10 protein-coding genes are annotated in these 17,147 nt (G+C 66.5%); 4 read left to right on the top strand and 6 right to left on the bottom strand.

Annotation, left to right across the window (positions count from 1 at the left end; translation table 11 throughout):
* Positions 1–3: 3 nt before the first annotated feature.
* Genes glgC through glgX form a run of 3 tightly spaced genes read left to right on the top strand, consistent with a single transcriptional unit; the run spans position 4 to position 4,408 of the window.
* A complete protein-coding gene (glgC, locus tag ASE83_RS04215; protein ID WP_055784087.1) occupies positions 4–1,227 on the top strand; it encodes a glucose-1-phosphate adenylyltransferase in 1,224 nt (407 codons plus the stop codon).
* Entirely contained in the window at positions 1,227–2,642 is a 1,416-nt protein-coding gene (gene glgA / locus ASE83_RS04210) for a glycogen synthase GlgA (protein WP_055784085.1), read from the top strand. Before glgC ends, glgA begins: the two co-directional genes overlap by 1 nt.
* Positions 2,639–4,408: a glycogen debranching protein GlgX gene (gene glgX / locus ASE83_RS04205; RefSeq protein ID WP_055784083.1), complete on the top strand. Its 1,770-nt coding sequence runs from the start codon at positions 2,639–2,641 to the stop codon at positions 4,406–4,408. The genes glgA and glgX overlap by 4 nt, the downstream gene beginning before the upstream one ends.
* Here the strand turns inward: glgX and ASE83_RS04200 are convergent.
* The 6 genes from ASE83_RS04200 to ASE83_RS04175 form a co-directional block, all read right to left on the bottom strand.
* Positions 4,395–5,894 (bottom strand): MFS transporter, encoded by a 1,500-nt coding sequence (locus ASE83_RS04200; RefSeq protein WP_055784081.1) that lies wholly within the window; start codon positions 5,892–5,894, stop codon positions 4,395–4,397. The genes glgX and ASE83_RS04200 overlap by 14 nt on opposite strands.
* Positions 5,895–6,039: 145 nt before the next feature.
* Complete coding sequence (locus ASE83_RS04195; RefSeq protein ID WP_055784079.1) at positions 6,040–8,082, bottom strand: glycoside hydrolase family 97 protein; 2,043 nt, start codon at positions 8,080–8,082, stop codon at positions 6,040–6,042.
* A 28-nt stretch (positions 8,083–8,110) separates the two neighbouring features.
* Positions 8,111–9,733, bottom strand: a complete 1,623-nt coding sequence (locus tag ASE83_RS04190; protein ID WP_055784077.1) for an alpha-glucosidase family protein — start codon at positions 9,731–9,733, stop codon at positions 8,111–8,113.
* Positions 9,733–11,523 carry an alpha-amylase family glycosyl hydrolase gene (locus ASE83_RS04185; RefSeq protein ID WP_055784075.1) on the bottom strand — a complete coding sequence of 597 codons (1,791 nt, stop codon included), beginning with the start codon at positions 11,521–11,523 and terminating at the stop codon, positions 9,733–9,735. Before ASE83_RS04185 ends, ASE83_RS04190 begins: the two co-directional genes overlap by 1 nt.
* Positions 11,520–13,040, bottom strand: coding sequence for a tryptophan halogenase family protein (locus ASE83_RS04180; RefSeq protein ID WP_055784505.1), 1,521 nt, complete (start codon positions 13,038–13,040; stop codon positions 11,520–11,522). The genes ASE83_RS04185 and ASE83_RS04180 overlap by 4 nt, the downstream gene beginning before the upstream one ends.
* 58 nt (positions 13,041–13,098) lie before the next feature.
* Positions 13,099–15,846 (bottom strand): TonB-dependent receptor, encoded by a 2,748-nt coding sequence (locus tag ASE83_RS04175; RefSeq protein ID WP_235512969.1) that lies wholly within the window; start codon positions 15,844–15,846, stop codon positions 13,099–13,101.
* 188 nt (positions 15,847–16,034) lie between these two features.
* Here ASE83_RS04175 and ASE83_RS04170 point away from each other — a divergent pair, with 188 nt between their 5' ends.
* Positions 16,035–17,057: a LacI family DNA-binding transcriptional regulator gene (locus tag ASE83_RS04170; RefSeq protein WP_055784070.1), complete on the top strand. Its 1,023-nt coding sequence runs from the start codon at positions 16,035–16,037 to the stop codon at positions 17,055–17,057.
* The last annotated feature ends 90 nt before the right edge of the window (positions 17,058–17,147 follow it).

Below are 17,147 nucleotides of genomic sequence, written 5' to 3'. Positions count from 1 at the left end.
GCCATGGCTTATGTATTGGCGGGCGGCCGCGGCAGCCGCCTGTTCGAGATGACCGACACCCGTGCCAAGCCGGCGGTCTATTTCGGTGGCAAGAGCCGGATCATCGACTTCGCGCTGTCGAACGCGATCAATTCGGGCATCCGCCGCATCGGCGTGGCGACCCAGTACAAGGCGCACAGCCTGATCCGCCACCTGCAGCGCGGCTGGAACTTCCTGCGCCCCGAACGCAACGAGAGTTTCGACATCCTGCCCGCCAGCCAGCGGATCAGCGAGTTCCAATGGTATGAAGGGACCGCCGACGCGGTGTTCCAGAATATCGACATCATCCAGAGCTATGGTCCCGAATATATGGTCATCCTTGCCGGGGATCATATCTACAAGATGGACTATGAGCTCATGCTCCAGCAGCATGTCGACACCGGCGCCGACGTGACCGTGGCGTGCATGGAAGTGCCACGGGCCGAAGCGGTCGGGTTCGGCGTCATGCATGTCGATGCCGATGACCGGATCATCGATTTCGTCGAAAAGCCGAAGGACCCGCCCGCCCTGCCCGGCAATCCCGACATGGCGCTCGCCAGCCTCGGCATCTACGTCTTTCGCACCGCTTTCCTGTTCGAACAGCTGCGTCGCGATGCGGATACCGAAGGGTCGAGCCGCGATTTCGGCAAGGACCTGATCCCGTATCTGGTCGAGCATGGCCACGCGCAGGCGCACCGCTTCTCCGCCTCCTGCGTCCGCAGCCCTGAGGAGCCGCGTGCCTATTGGCGCGATGTCGGCACGGTCGACGCCTATTGGGAAGCGAATATCGACCTGACCGACGTCGTGCCGCAACTGGACCTGTACGACCGTAGCTGGCCGCTGTGGACCTATTCGGAGATCACGCCGCCGGCCAAGTTCGTCCACGACATCGACGGCCGGCGCGGCAGCGCGGTGTCGAGCCTGGTCGCGGGCGACTGCATCGTGTCGGGATCGACCGTGCATCGCAGCCTGCTCAGCACCGGCGTTCGCGCGCACAGCTTCAGCAGCATCGATGAATCGGTGATCCTGCCGATGACGCGGATCGGGCGGAACGCGCGGCTGACGCGCTGCGTGGTCGATGCCGGCGTCACCATTCCCGACGGGCTGGTGATCGGTGAGGACCCGCTGCTCGACGGGCATCGCTTCCGCCGGACCGAACGCGGCATCTGCCTCATCACCCAGCCGATGATCGACCGGTTGGAGGCGTGATGCGCGTCCTGTCGGTCGCGTCCGAAGCCTATCCGCTGGTCAAGACCGGTGGCCTCGCCGACGTCGTCGGCGCCCTGCCCGCTGCCCTCTTGCCCCATGGGATCGAGATGACGACGCTGCTGCCGGGATACCCGTCGGTCGTGAAGTCGCTCGGTCGGGCGAAGGTGGCGCGGCGCTGGGACGACCTGCTTGGTGTACCGGCCCGCCTGCTGACAGGGCAGATCGATGGCCATCCGCTGCTGGTCCTCGACGCGCCCGAGCTGTTCGCGCGCGACGGCGGTCCGTATGGCGATGCGACCGGGCGCGACTGGGACGACAATTGGCGGCGCTTCGCCGCGCTGGGCCGGGCGGCGGCCGATCTGGCGACGCAATTCGATCTGGTCCACGCCCATGACTGGCAAGGCGCGATGGCCCCGGCCTATCTGCGCTATGACGACGCGCAGGTGCCGAGCATCCTGACGATCCACAATATCGCGTTTCAGGGCCGGTACGACGCCGCCGTATTCGCCGGTCTCGCCCTGCCCGACAGCGCCTTCGCCCTCGACGGCATCGAATATTATGGCGGGGTCGGGCTGCTGAAGGCCGGCCTCGCCTCAGCCGACGCCATCACCACCGTATCGCCCAGCTATGCCGAGGAAATCCGCCGTGCCGAGTTCGGCATGGGTCTGGAGGGGCTGATAGAGGCACGCCGCGACCGGGTGAGCGGCATCGTCAACGGCATAGACCCGGCGGTCTGGTCGCCCGAGAGCGACAGTGCCCTGCCCGCCCGCTATACCGCGCGCACCCTGCCTAGGCGGCGGACCAACAAGCGCGCGGTAGAGCAGGCGTTCGGCATCGAAACCGGCGACGGGCCGATCTTCGTGGTGGTCAGCCGGCTGACCTGGCAAAAGGGCATGGACGTGCTGGCCGGCGAACTCGACGCGCTGGTCGCGATGGGCGGTCGCCTCGCGCTGCTGGGATCGGGCGACGCCGCGCTCGAACAGGCGTTTGTCGCTGCCGCCAGCCGCCATGCCGGGCGCATCGGGGTACGGATCGGTTATGACGAAGGGCTGTCCCATCTGTTGCAGGGCGGCGGTGACGCGATCCTGATCCCGTCGCGGTTCGAACCCTGCGGCCTGACCCAGCTATACGGCCTCGCCTATGGCTGTGTACCCGTCGTCGCGCGGACCGGCGGCCTCGCCGACACAGTGATCGACGCGAACGAGGCAGCGGTGGCGGCCGGCGTTGCGACCGGTGTCCAGTTCGACGCGGTCACGCCCGCCGGCTTGTCGCAGGCGCTGCGCCGGACGATGGCGCTTTATGCCCGCCCCGATTGCTGGACGACGATCCAGAAACAGGGGATGCGCGCCGACTTCTCGTGGACGCGCAGCGGCGCGCGCTATGCCGGCCTGTATCGGAGCCTGCTCGCAGCATGACGCTCGGCACCTGCGCGATACCCGGCGGCACCCGCTTCAGCGTCCGCGCGCGGGACGCGGCGGCGATGTGGCTGTGCCTGTTCGACGGCGACGCCGAACGGCGCATCGCGATGACCCGGGACGGCGACGGTTTTGTCGTCGAGGTTCCGGGCGCCGGTCCGGGCCAACGCTACGGCTATCGCGCCGCAGGGGAATGGGCGCCGGCCGCCGGCCGCTGGTTCGACCCCGCCAAGCTGCTGGTCGACCCGTACGCCGTCGAACTAGACCGCCGTTTCGTCCATGATCCCGCCTTGTCGCAATTCGGCGCGGACACCGCCGCCATCGTGCCGCGCGCCATCGTGCCCGCATTATCCGCCCCGGCCCCGGTCGAGCGCCCCCGGATCGATCCGGCGCGACCGATCTACGAACTCAACGTCCGGGGCTTCACGATGCAGCACCCGGACATACCGGAGGAACAGCGCGGGACCATCGCCGCGCTCGCCCATCCATCGATCATCGCCCATCTGCAAGGGATCGGCGTTGGCACCGTAGAACTGATGCCGATCGTCGCTTGGATCGACGAACGCCACCTCCCTCCGCTGGGCCTGCGCAATGCGTGGGGCTATAATCCGGTCGTGCCGATGGCGATCGACCCCGGTCTCGCTCTCGGCGGCGTCGCCGAACTGCGCGAGACGATCGCCGCGCTGCACGCCGCCGGGATCGGCGTCATCCTCGATCTGGTGTTCAACCATAGCGGGGAAAGCGACCGCGACGGCCCGATCCTGTCGCTGCGCGGGCTGGACGATCGCAGCTACGCCCACGCGCCGGACGGCACCCTCATCAACGATACCGGTACCGGCAATACGCTGGACGCGGGCGATGCGGGGGTGCGCGACCTGATCCTCGCCACGCTCCGCCATTTCGCCGCGTTGGGCGTCGATGGCTTCCGCTTCGACCTTGCGCCGGTCATCGCCCGCTCGCCCGGTTTCGACCGCCACGCCCCGATCTTCGCCGCGATCGCCGCCGACCCGTTGCTGCGGCACAAGGTGATGATCGCCGAGCCATGGGACATCGGCCCCGGCGGCTATCAGCTGGGCAATTTCCCGCCCGACTGGCTGGAATGGAACGACCGGTATCGCGACGATGTGCGCCGCTTCTGGCGCGGCGACGGCGGCGTCGGGCAGCTGGCGACGCGGCTGATGGGATCGGCCGACATCTTCGGACCGGTCACCCGCAGCGTGAACTTCCTGGCGGCGCATGACGGCTTCACGCTCGCCGACCTAGTGTCGCATGTCGAACGCCACAACCATGCCAATGGCGAGGACAATCGCGACGGGCATGGCGACAACCTGTCGTGGAACCACGGGGTCGAGGGGCCGAGCGACGAACCCGCCGTCATCGCCGCGCGCACCGCCGACCTGCGCGCGCTGCTCGCCACGCTGTTCGCGACGCGCGGTTATATCCAGCTGACCGCCGGCGACGAATTCGGCCGGTCGCAGCGCGGCAACAACAACGCCTATGCGCAGGATAATGCGATCGGCTGGGTCGACTGGGACGCCCGCGACGTCGCGCTGGAGGAGCATGTCGCGACGCTCGCCGCGTGGCGTCGTGAACGCCCCACCGTATTCGACACCGATGTGCCGCAGCAGGCAACATGGCTGGCACTCGACGGCCAGCCGATGACGGCGGAACGGTGGGAAGCGCCCGACTGCCCCGGCTTCGAACTGCACCTGCCGGGCGCGACGATCCGGATCGATCGCCCCGCCCGGACGGTCACGCTGCGATAGGCTCGCGCACCCGCAGCATCGCCACCGCCGCCAGCGCCATCACCGCCGCCGCGACCAGCATCGTATAGGCCGGCTGGGTCGGGAACCACGTCTTGATGACACCGCCCATCACCGTCGCGACGATCAGCTGCGGCAGGACGATGAAGAAATTGAAGATGCCCATATACACGCCCAGCTTGCGCTGCGGCAGTGCGTTGGCAAGCAGCACATAGGGCATGGTCAGCACCGACGCCCACACGATGCCGATGCCGATCATCGGCACGATCATGCCCAGCCGGTCATGGGTCAGGTAGATACCGATATAGGCCGCCGCCCCGACGACCAGGCACAGCATATGCGTCCGCGCCGCGCCGAAGGACCGCGCCAGCACCGGCAGCGCGAACGCCGCCACCGCCGCCACGCCTGAATAGATCGCAAACAACACGCCGACCCAACTGCCCGCCTGGTTATACCCGTCCGACGCCGGATCGATCGTGCCCCATATCTGCTGCGCGATGACCGGGGTCGTATAGACCCACAGGAGGATGAGCGCGCCCCAGGTGAAGAACTGCACCAGCGCCAGCCGCCGCATCGTGTCGGGCATGGTCGCCAGATCGCCGATGATGTGGCTCAGCACATTGTCGCCCCGTCCGGCGCGCACCAGCGCCGCCGACACCATCTGCGCGACACCGTAGAGCGCGATGCCAGCGGCCACGAAATAGGCCTCGCGCCCGCTTTCCAGCGCACCGCTGGCCTCGGCCCAGGCGATCAGGGCGGCAACGATGCCACCGCCGACGATCCATAGCGGTCCGCGCGCCGGAATGACCGGCGGGGTCGTATCCGCCGGTTCCTCGGTCTCCTCGCCGAACGCCGCCAGCTCCGCCGGGCTGTATTCGCGCACGGTCAGCACGGTCCACAGCACCGCCACGAGCAGCATCACGCCACCGAAATAGAAACCGTAGCGCACGGCATCGGGCACCTGCCCCGCCGGGGCCGTATTGCTAACGCCGAAGACGTTTTCCAGCACATAGGGCGCGATGCTGGCGACGACCGCGCCCGCGCCGATGAACCACGTTTGGAACGCATAGCCCGCCGGTCGCTGTCGGGGCGCCAGCATGTCGCCGACGAACGCCCGGAACGGCTCCATCGACACGTTCAGCGACGCATCTAGGATCCACAAAGTGATCGCCGCCGCGAGGATGGTCGGCGAATTGGGCATGAAGAACAGCGCGCAGGTGCACAGGATCGCACCGATCAGAAAATAGGGCCGCCGGCGCCCTAGCCGCCCCCACGTCCGGTCGGAATAATGGCCGATCAGCGGCTGGACCAGCAGCCCGGTCAGCGGCGCCGCGATCCACATCAGCCCCAGCTGATCGATCGGCGTGCCCAGCGACTGGAAGATGCGGCTGGCATTCGCATTCTGCAGCGCGAAGCCGATCTGAATGCCAAAGAAACCGAACGAGATGTTCCAGAGCTGGCCGAAGCCGAGCGTCGGGCGGGTCTGCATCTATATCCTCCCCATATATGGGGAGGGGGACCGTCCGCAGGACGGTGGAGGGGGGTTGCCCCGCGCGCCATCGTTGCGTTCGGGGCTGTCCCCCTCCACCACCGCCTTTGGCGGCGGTCCCCCTCCCCGTTCCGGGGAGGATCGTTTAGCGCTTCTTCGGTCCCACGAACCGAATCGCCTCGCCACCGCCGGGTGCCAGCGCGATCGTCAGCGTGTCGCCCTTCTTCACCTGACGCTGTTCGATGGTGATCGAATGGCGGGCATCGGTGCGATAGTCCGCGCCGGGACCGTCGCGATAGATTTCGGCGGTATAGGTCTTGCCGGCATCGAGGAAATCGAGCTTCACCGTGCTGCTGCGCGCCTCTTCATCGCCGATCGCGCCGAGGAACCAGTCGCTGCTGCCCGCCGCCTTGCGCGCGATCGTCGCATAATCGCCGACCTCGCCGTTCAGCACGCGGGTGTCGGACCAGTCGGTCGGCACGTCGCGGATGAACTTGAACGCGGCGGGATAGCGCGCGTAGTTTTCCGGCGTATCGGCCGCCATGACGACCGGCGAATACAACGTGACATACAGCGCAAGCTGCTTGGCGATGGTCGACTTGATCGCGCTGCCATTGCTGCCGGTCAGGCTCAGCACGCCGGGCGTGAAGTCCATCGGTCCGCCCAAAAACTGGGTGAAGACCATGTTGGCCTCATGCTCGGGCGGATTCTTGCCGCCTTCCCACGCATTATACTCCATGCCGCGCCCGCCTTCACGGCTCAGCCAGTTGGGGTAGGTGCGACGCAGCCCGGTATCCTTGACCGGCTCGTGACTGTCGATCGACACCTTGTAGCGGGCAGCGGCATCCAGGACGCGCTGATGGTGGTTCACCATCCACTGCCCCTCATGCCACTCGCGATGCTTCGACCCATCGGCATCGACGCGTTCGATCTGGCCGGCATCGGTGACATAGCCCGTCTTGACGACGCGTTCGCCGTGATCGGCGGCCCATTTGAACGCGGTGTCGAGCTGCCGGTCGTAATTGCTGACCGACCCGCCGGTTTCGTGATGACCGATCAGGCGCACGCCCTTCGACTTCGCATAGGCCGCCAGGCCCGCCGCGTCGAAATCCTCGGTCGGCTGGCTGAAGTTCATGTCGTTGCCGTTGCCGAACCAGTCGCCGTCCCAGCCGACATTCCACCCCTCGACCAGCACGCCCTGAATGCCGTTGGCGGCGGCGAAGTCGATGTAGCGGCGGACATTCGCGGTGGTGGCGCCGTGCTTGGCCCCACGCGCCCAGCTCCAGTCGCCCTTTATCATGTTCCACCACACGCCGACGAACTTGCCCGGCTGAATCCAGCCCGACGTATCGCCCAGCTTGTTCGGCTCGTTCAGGTTCAGCCCGATGCGGCTGGCGTTGTAGAGGCCCGGCGCATCGTCGGCGATGGCGATGGTCCGCCACGGCGTGGAGAAGCCGGCAGCGCGCGACACCTTCGGCCCATTCGATCCTGGCGTCAGCACCGCACGGAAGGTCGTCCCCTCCGCCCGTGCGAGGTTCATCGCCGAATAGTCGCTGAGCGCCGCTTCATGGATCGCGACATGGCGACCGCTGGCGAGCTTTACCGTCATCACCGTCTGCGCGGTGCCGACCGCGTCGAGCGGCGTCTTGTTGTAGAGATATTCCTCGCGGTTCCACTCGAACGCCGGCTTCCACCATGCGGTGCCAGGCTCGGCGAAGGCGAACTGGGTCAGTTCGTCGGCGATGTTGGCCGTCGTCAGGTTCGCCTGTTTCGGCAGCGTGTAGCGAAAGCCGACACCATCGTCGAACAGGCGGAAGGTGACCGCCATCTCGCGCTTCAGGTTCTTCGCCTCGCGGAACGTCACCGTCAGTTCGGTGTGATTGTCGCGGATCGTCTTCCACTCGCCAAACGGCTGCGTCCAGGTCGTATCGGCCCGGTCGCGCTTCGTGCCGGCCAGCGTCAGGCCGCGCTCGATCTTCGGCGCGTCGGTGAACAGGAAGCCGAGCTTGCTGTCGTTCAGCACCGCCTTGCCGTCCTTCGCGACCGAGTAGCTCGGACGGCCCTCATTATCCAGGCTGACCGCCACCGTCAGCTTGCCATCGGGCGAGGCCGCCCGTGCCACGACTTCGGCAAAGGCGGGCGAGGCCATCGCAGTCACGCCGGCCAGCGCCAGCGCCCATTTCATCATCCTCATCGCCTTCTCCCTATTATCTTTGTCAGTCGCGAACCGCGACCTGCGCCGCGAACGGGCCGAACTGGTCCCCCTCCACGTCACCGATGGTTTCGATCGCGCGCGTGCCCGCGCCGCCCGCGAAGGTCGCCGGCGCATCGGACAGGTTGAACACGCAGAGCATGTGCTGCCCGTCCAGTTCACGCTCGAACGCGAAGATCGCGTCCGACGCCTCGACGATGGTCATGCTGCCCGATCGCAGCGCCGGATGCGCATTGCGCAGCGCCAGCACGTGCCGCGTGAAGTTCAGCAGCGACGCCGTGTCATGCACCTGCCGGTCGACCGCCAACGCGCGGTGCGCCTCGCCCGCCGGCAGCCACGGCTTGCCCGCCCCGAAGCCCAGATTTTCGGCATCGGCCGCCCATGGCATCGGCGTACGGGCACCGTCGCGCGACAGGGTCAGCGGCCAGTTGGCGATCGCCTCCGGGTCCTGCAGATCCTCGAACGCGATGTCGACCTGCGGCAGCCCCAGTTCCTCGCCATTATACAGGAAGATATTGCCGCGCAGGCAGGCGAGCAGCAGCATCTTGATCCGGCCGAACGCGCCGGCCTGCGCCGGATCGGTCAGCCAGCGCGAGACGGCACGCGGCGCGTCATGATTCTCGAACGCCCAGCTCGGCCACGGCGCGTCCTCGCCCCAATTGTCGAGCGCGTCGCGCAGGATGCGGGGCGACAGTTCGGGGGCGTAGAGGAAGTCGAAGCCATAGGCGGTGTTCAGCCGGCGATCGCCTTCGCAGAACAGCTTCATCTCGCGCGTGGCGTCGTCGCCGCCGATCTCCGCCACGGTGAAGCGGTCGCCATAGCCGTCGAGCAGCGCACGCACCCGTTCGAGGAACGCCGGAATGTCCGGATGCCCCTGATTGTAGAGCTTGCGCTGGAAATCGAACGGGCGGGTGCGGGTCTTGCCGTTGCTCGGCATCGGCGGATTGTCGCGCAGATCGGGGTCGTGCATCGCGAAGTTGATCGCGTCCAGCCGGAACCCGTCGACCCCGCGATCCAGCCAGAAGCGCGCGGTATCGAGCAGCGCCTGCTGCAAGTCCGGGTTGTGGCCGTGGAGCTGCGGCTGTTCCTTCAGGAAATTGTGCAGATAATATTGCCCGCGTCGGGCGTCCCACGTCCAGGCCGGGCCGCCGAACACCGACTGCCAGTTGCTGGGCGGCGAGCCGTCGGGCTTGGCATCGGCCCATACATACCAGTCGGCCTTGGGGTTGGTGCGGCTCGACCGGCTCTCGACGAACCACGGATGTTCGTCGCTGGTATGCGACCATACCTGATCGATGATGATGCGCAGGCCCAGCGAATGCGCTTTGGCGATCAACGTGTCGAAATCGGTGAGCGTGCCGAAGATCGGGTCGACATCGCAATAATCTGCAACGTCATAGCCGAAATCCTTCATCGGCGATGTGAAGAATGGTGACAGCCAGATGGCGTCCACGCCCAGCGCCGCGACATAGTCGAGATGCGCGGTAATACCGGGCAGATCGCCGATCCCGTCGCCATTGCTGTCGGCGAAACTGCGCGGATAAATCTGATAGATGGTCGCACCATGCCACCACGGGCGGGCGGCGGCGGGTTCGGGGGCGACGGCCCGGACGGCAGCTTCGGTCATTATCGGGTCTCCGCGGCGCACACCGCATAGCCAAGGGCGGGAAGGTCGACGCGGATCGCGCCGGGAGCGGTCACGGTGCCGCAGCGGCCGGTAAGCGCCCGGAACCGCGTCGATGCCGTCTCGACCTGCACGTTGCGCGTGATCGCCGCGTTCGCGGTGTTGAACAGCAGCAGGACTTCGGCATTGCTGGTCGGATCGAACCGCGAGATGGCGAGCAGGCCCGGCTTGTCCTCGCGTGCGCGCAGCAACTGCCGTCCGCGCGTGAGCGCCGGGGTCGACGTCCGGAGCTTCGCCAATTGCGCGATCTGCCGGTACAGCGGATGGGTAGGCGCGAAGTTCGCGGTCGCGGTGGTGGCGGTCGTGCCGACCAGCTTGTTGTCGTTGTACGACGCGACCTGCGACGCGAACATGTCTTCACGCGCGTCCTGGTCGTTGCCGTCGCCGGCAAAGCCCTGCTCGTCGCCCGAATAGATGGTCGGCACGCCGCGCAGGCTCAGCAGCATCGCGTTCGACAGCATTACCCGCGACAGGATTTCCGCGTCGCTCGCCTGAGGTCGCGCCTGACGCAGATAGAAGGCGAAACGGCCATTGTCGTGATTACCGGTGAACGTCGGCAACTGCCGCGCTGTCGCCTCACCGCCGGCATAGAGGACGTCGCCGTCGAACACCGTTTCGAACACGTCAGTGCCCTTGGTCCCGGCGACGCTCTGCAATACCGCCTCGCGGAACGAGAAGTCGAGCACGGCGGGAAACTTGCCCGTCTTGGTCCAGACGGCAAGGCCACCGGCATCGAGCGACGACAGCGCGACCTCGCCGAAGACATGGAAATTGGGAATGCCGCGCGCCTTCGCCCGCGCCTGCATCGCCGGCACGAACGCCGCCCAGAATTCCGGGTTCACATGCCGCGCGGTATCGATGCGATAGCCATCGATCCCGAACCGGTCGATCCACCCGCCGAAGATGTCGATCATCCCCGCCAACACGCGCGGGTTTTCGGTCATCAGGTCGTCCAGCCCGACGAAATCCCCCATCTGCGAGCTTTCGTTGCTGAACGTCGTGTTACCGCGATTATGGTAATAGATCGGATCGTTCAGCCAAGCCGGCGCCTTCACCGACCGCTCGGCCGCCGGTACGAACGGGGTATAGGCGAACGACGGATCGGTCAGCTTCGCGAAATTCTCCGCCGTCTGCACGCCGTCGCCGGCGAAACCCTTGTTTTTGCCCTTGGCAGCATAGGGATAGTCGGCCCGGCTGCGATAGGCGCATTCGCGCTTGCCCGCGCATTCGCGATACTGGATCACGTCGGCGGTGTGGTTGGCGATGATGTCCATATAGACCTTCATCCCCCGCGCGTGCGCCGCATCGACCAGCGCCTTGAAATCGGCATTGGTGCCCAGATGCGGATCGACCCGGGTGAAGTCCGTCACCCAATAGCCGTGATAGCCGGCCGACTCGTTGCCCGGACCGCCCTGAACGGCCTTGTTCCTGAAGATCGGCCCGACCCAGATCGCGGTCGCGCCCAGCGACTGGATATAGGGCAACCGCGCCATCAGCCCCTTCAGGTCGCCGCCATGATAGAAACCCTTAGCTGTCGGATCGAAGCCATGGGCCAGCCGGTCGCCGGTCATGCCGCCCCGGTCGTTCGCCTTGTCGCCATTTTCGAACCGGTCGGGCAGAACGAAGTAGATTACCTCGTCCTCCGGCGCGCGCGCACGAAAATCCTGCGCGGCGACAGCGGACGGCAGCGCACTGGCGCCGAGGGTCAGGGCGAGGAGCAGGGATCGGATCACGCGGCAACCTTTGTGGCAGGCGCCGGGCAATGGGCGCGCAGATATTGGTCATGGGTCGGCATCCGCGCGACCGTGGCGGCGACATGCCTCGCCGAAATGTCGAGAAACTGGTCGCGGCGCGCGGCGGGCAACGCGTCGGCCAGCGGATGATAGCCCCCGGCCACCACCCCCTGCCCGACGAAAAGCTGCAACCACGCCACCTCGGCGAACAGTTCGTGCTCGTCACGCACGATCCGGCCCGATTGTTGGAACAGCGCGATGCGTTCGCGCAAGGTATCGGGCAGCGGCGCCATGCGGCGTTCCTGCCAGAACGGCTCGTCCCGTCCGTTCAGCGCATAATGCGCGATCAGGAAGTCGCGGATGCACAGCCATTCGCGCGCCGACTGGCGGTTGAACTCGGCGATGTCGGCGGCGCGTGGGGTCGCGCTCGGCCATAGCGACAACAACCGTGCGATCCCCGACTGCACCAGATGGATCGACGTCGATTCCAGCGGCTCCATGAACCCGGCGGCCAGCCCCAGCGCGACGCAGTTGCCGATCCACGGCGCAGCCCGCCGCCCAGTCGTGAAACGCAGCGGCCGGGGATCGCCCAACGCTGCCCCGTCGAGATTGCCCAGCAACGTCGCAGCGGCCTCGTCGTCGGACAGATGCGCACTGGAATAGACCAGCCCGTTCCCGGTCCGCTCCTGCAACGGAATGCGCCATTGCCATCCGGCCGCGCGGGCTGTGGCGCGGGTATAGGGCGTAACCGGCGCGACGGCCGCGCACGGCACCGCCAGCGCCCGGTCGCACGGCAGAAGCGCCGACCAGTCATCCCAGCGATCGCCCGCCATCCGCCCGATCAGCAGCGCGGCGAAACCCGAACAGTCGACAAAGAAATCCGCCTCGATCCGCCGACCGTCGTCCAGCATGACGGCGGCAATCAGGCCGCTGTCGCCATGCTGCGCCACATCGACCACGCGTCCCTCGACGCGCACGACACCGCCCGCCTCGGCGCGTTCGCGCAGGTAGGCGGCATAGCGCGCGGCGTCGAAATGATAGGCCCAGGCGGTGCCCGCCGGAGCCTGCGGGTTGCCGGGATCGCGGTCGAACCGGTCCTGCGCCGCCGCTTGCGCACACGCGCTGTGCGACCACAGCGACTGCGGCCGCTCCCCGCCGCCCGCCGCCAGCCAGTAATGCTGGAACGGCACCAGCCCGACCGCGCGGCCGATGGTGCCGAAGGCGTGGAGGTAGCGGCTGTCCGCCCCGTTCCAGCCGGCGAACTCGATGCCCAGCTTGAAGCTGCCCCCGGTGCGCGCGACGAAATCATCCTCGTCGATGCCCAGATGCTGGTTGAACAGGCGCAGCTGGGGGATCGTCGCCTCGCCGACCCCGACCGTACCGATCGCGTCGGATTCGACCAGCACGACGTCGGTGCCGGCGGGCAGGAAGCGGGCGATTGCCGCCGCCGCCATCCATCCGGCCGATCCGCCCCCGATAATGGCGACCTGCCGGACCGGTTCCTGATCGATCGCCATCCACGCCTCCATCAGGTCAACCCGCCCGCCTCGTGCAAAGGCGGGCGGAGACAGTGCATCAGAACCGGAACGATGCCCCGGCAAGGAAGCGCCGGCCATAGCTTTGATAGTCGATTACGGCGAGGTCATATCCCGGATCGACGGTCGAGAAGCGCTCGTCGGTCAGGTTCTGGCCCTGCACGAAGATCGACAGTCCTTCGAGCGCGGTGCCCTTCTGGAACTCATAGCCGATCTGCGCATCGATGATCGTCTCGTCCAGCGCGCGGCGGCGCTGGCGATTGCCGCCGAAGCCCGACAATTCGCCGACGAAGGTCGAGCGGTACCGCGCCGATCCGCGAGCGCTGAAGCCCCACTTCTCGAAATACGCCGTGCCGTTGACGACCCACTTCGAATAGCCCGGAATGTCCTCCGCCGGTGCGTTCGGCGACGGCTTGATCTGCGTCTTGGTCCACGAACCGCCGCCCGTCACGCCGAACCCGTCGAGGAACGAAGCGAAGGTGCTGAGCGGCAGCGTCGCCGCCAGTTCGACGCCATAGATGCTGCCGCCCGCCCCGTTGATCGGCACGTCCGCGCGGCCCAGCGTCGTGGTGCCTGCCGGGGTGCCGGTCGGCGTCGGGAAGCCCGCATAGTCGAACGGGATCGTCTGGTTGTACACGAACGACTTCAGGTCCTTGTAGAAACCCTGCGCCGCGATGTAGCCCGACCGGCCGAAATATTTCTCCAGCGTCAGGTCGAACGAATTGGACCGGATCGGACGGAGATACGGGTTGCCACCGCTGCCGGTGATGATCCGTTCAGCGACGTTATAGCCATAGCCCTGCGACACGCGCATGTCGTCCAGTCGCGGCCGCTGCACTTGCCGTGCGGCGCCCGCACGGATCACCCAGTCGCCGGGCATACGCAGCGACAGGTTGAGGCTGGGCAGCAGGTCCCAATAATCGGCCCCACGGATGGTCGGCACCAGCGTCCCCGCCGCCGCGACCAGGCCCGACGACTTCTGCTCGGTATTGACCGCCTGCACGCCGATATTGCCGGTCAGGATCGAGCTGCCGATGTCCTGGTTGATGTCCGCCTGGACGTACATCGTCATCAGGTCTTCTTCGATGCGGAACGCCTTGGCCGGCACGTCGAGACTGGTGTTCGGGTTCAGCTGATAGACCCCGCCCGCCAGCAGGTCGCGCGGATCGTAGCTGAGCATCGGCCCCAGGCCCAGATAGCTGAGGCTGGTCGGCTCCTTCACATATTGGTCGGGGATGCGGAGCTGGCGCAGGCCGCCGGTCAACGCCAGCAGCGCCTCGTCCGGGGTCAGCGACTTGTCGCGGTCGGTATAGTTCAGCCCGACCTTCACCGCGCCGAAGAAGTTGTCCAGTTCCTTCTCGACCTCGAAGCGATACTGGGCGATCCGGTCCTTGACGATCCGGTCATTGAAATAACCGGCCTGAAGGTTCGTGCCGCCCCAGCCGAGCGGATCGGTCAGAAGGATCAGGTTCGGATCGGAATAGTTCAGCGTCGGCTTGAACGCGGTGCCGGTCCTGCCGCTGGTAAAGGAGATCGTGTCCTTCGCGCCGACATTCTGGCCGTATCCGGTACCGGCATAGCTTTCGAGGATGATTTCCTCACGATCGGTCTTCGAATAGCTGGCGTCCAGCGTCGCGTTCCAGCCGTCGTCGCCGCGCCATGCCATGTTGTAGCCGAACGAATACAGCTTCGCCTTGCGCTCGAACGCGTCGTTGCGGACCACGCCCTCGACATTGCCGAACGTGCCCGACGTGACGAACCCGTCGCTGTTGGCGGTCGTGCCGGTCAGCTTCACGCCATTGGGATTGGCGGCGTTGTTGAAATCCTGACCATAGCCCAGCGGCAGTTCGATACCGCGCTTGATCTGGTCGTCGTTGAAGTCCGAATAGAAGCCGTCGACGGTGACCGTCAGGTTCGGCACCGGCCGGTACTGCAACGTACCCGACAGGCCGAGGCGCTTCAGCCGGGTCGAGGTCACGTACGACTTCGACCCGCCAATCACGCCCTGCCCGTTGAAACCGGCATAGCCCCAGGCGTTGAATTCCTGAATCTGATACGGCTCGTCCAGATAATTGCCCGACAGCGCGATGCCGATCTTTTCGTCGGCGAACTGGTCGATATAGGTGCCCGAAACGCGGTAGCCCTTGTCGCGCGACCCGGCGTTCAGCTTGCCGAGATCGGCATAGGTGCCGCGCGCGCCGATCGAGATCGCCCGGCGGCCATATTCCAGCGGGCGGACGGTGCGCAGGTCGACCGTACCCGACAGGCCCTGTCCGACCAGGTTCGCTTGCCCGGTCTTGTACACCAGCACCTGGCTCATGATTTCGGCCGGATACTGGTCATATTCGACGGCGCGGTTGTCGCCGGTCGACGTCTGTTCGCGGCCGTTCAGCAGCGTGGTCGAGAAATCGGGTGCGAAACCGCGGATCGAGATCGAGTTCGAACGACCCGAGACGCGCTGCGAGGTCAGGCCCGGCAGGCGGGCGATCGATTCCGCGATCGACGCGTCGGGCAGCTTGCCGATGTCTTCGGCCGAGATCGATTCGACGACCTGATCGCGGTTCTTCTTTTCGGCGACAGCATTCTCCAGGCTGGCGCGGAAGCCGGTGACGACGATGTCGACGTCCTCTTCCGCCGCCGGGGTCGCGGTCGGATCGGTCGCGTCCGTCGGCGCAGTCTGCGCGAACGCGGTGCCGGCACCTGCCAGCAGCCCTGCGACCATCAATGCCGTGATGCTCGACCCTCGCGCCAACTTGGCGCACGTCGACGCTTGCGATGAATACCGCATGATCCAATCCTCCCCAACGATGGTTGATTCCCCGGCTCTTGCGTCCGGTTCGTCCGTACCCTCCTCTTGAAACGATTGCGGATTGTTGAGAAGCGAACAGCATACGTATTCAGTCGATACTTGCCGCGCCTGATGCGTCGCCGCTACACCGGGGCGAAACGCCCATGGCGGGCCACGGAAGGACAGCTATGGCGGTGGGCGACAAGCCGACCTCGTTCGATATCGCAGCGCTGGCGGGCGTGTCGCAACCGACGGTCAGCCGGGCGCTGCGCGGCGACCGTACGGTCAGCGCCGCCACCCGCCTGCGGATCGAGGCGATCGCGCGCCAGCTGAACTACAAGGTCGACAAGAACGCCTCCGCCCTGCGTCGCGGCAGCACCTCCACGCTCGCGCTGCTGTTCTTCGAAGACCCCGCCCCCGACGGATCGCGGATCAATCCCTTCTTCCTGTCGATGCTCGGATCGATCCTGCATACCTGCGGCGCGCGCGGCTATGACCTGCTGACCTCGTTCCAGCAGCTTTCCGCCGACTGGCACGTCGATTACGAGGACAGCCGCAAGGCCGATGGGCTGATCCTGCTGGGCTATGGCGATTTCGACGATTATTCGCGCCGGCTCGATCAGCTGGTGACACAGGGGACGCATTTCGTCCGCTGGGGATCGGCCGATCCGGCGCATCCCGGCACGGTCATCGGCTGCGACAATTTCGGCGGCGGGCGCGATGCCGGGCAGCATCTGATCGGGCGCGGCCGGCGAAGCATCGCCTTTCTGGGTGATGCGTCGAGCCATTATCCCGAATCGCGCGACCGCTATCGTGGCCTTGCTGCCGCGTTGCAGGCGGCGGGCCTGCCGATCGATCCGGGGTTACAGGTCGATGCGCTGTCGAGCGAGGCATCGGGCTATGACGCCGCCAGCCGCCTGCTGGCGCGGAATATCGCGTTCGACGGCATCTTCGCCGCGTCGGACATGATCGCGCTGGGGGCGATGCGCGCCCTGAGCGAAGCGGGCCGCAGCGTCCCCGGCGACGTCGCGATCGTCGGCTTCGACGACATCCCCGCCGCCTCGCTCGCCCAGCCGCCGCTGACGACGATCCGACAGGATTATGCGCGAGCGGGTGAATTGCTGGTCGACATGCTGATCCGCCGCATCGGCAGCCGCGAAACGGCCCCCGCCCTGCTTCCGCCCGAACTGGTGATGCGCAAGTCGAGCTGATCGGGGTTGCTACCTGCAACCGAACGTCATCCCGGCGATGGCACGGGACAAGAGCGGCCTAAGACCCCTGCTTCTGTAGGTGCGACGTTC

The sequence above is a fragment of the Sphingomonas sp. Leaf32 genome (assembly GCF_001421765.1).
Lineage (GTDB): Bacteria > Pseudomonadota > Alphaproteobacteria > Sphingomonadales > Sphingomonadaceae > Sphingomonas.
Note: the sequence above shows the minus strand (reverse complement) of the source record. Positions and strands in the feature narration are given on the sequence as shown.

Bases quoted from the DNA above. Each gene is read 5' to 3' on its own strand.
- glgC (WP_055784087.1), top strand. From the start codon at position 4: ATGGCTTATGTATTGGCGGGCGGCCGCGGCAGCCGCCTGTTCGAGATG.
- glgA (WP_055784085.1), top strand. From the start codon at position 1,227: ATGCGCGTCCTGTCGGTCGCGTCCGAAGCCTATCCGCTGGTCAAGACC.
- glgX (WP_055784083.1), top strand. From the start codon at position 2,639: ATGACGCTCGGCACCTGCGCGATACCCGGCGGCACCCGCTTCAGCGTC.
- ASE83_RS04200 (WP_055784081.1), bottom strand. From the start codon at position 5,894: ATGCAGACCCGCCCGACGCTCGGCTTCGGCCAGCTCTGGAACATCTCG.
- ASE83_RS04195 (WP_055784079.1), bottom strand. From the start codon at position 8,082: ATGATGAAATGGGCGCTGGCGCTGGCCGGCGTGACTGCGATGGCCTCG.
- ASE83_RS04190 (WP_055784077.1), bottom strand. From the start codon at position 9,733: ATGACCGAAGCTGCCGTCCGGGCCGTCGCCCCCGAACCCGCCGCCGCC.
- ASE83_RS04180 (WP_055784505.1), bottom strand. From the start codon at position 13,040: ATGGCGATCGATCAGGAACCGGTCCGGCAGGTCGCCATTATCGGGGGC.
- ASE83_RS04175 (WP_235512969.1), bottom strand. From the start codon at position 15,846: ATGCGGTATTCATCGCAAGCGTCGACGTGCGCCAAGTTGGCGCGAGGG.
- ASE83_RS04170 (WP_055784070.1), top strand. From the start codon at position 16,035: ATGGCGGTGGGCGACAAGCCGACCTCGTTCGATATCGCAGCGCTGGCG.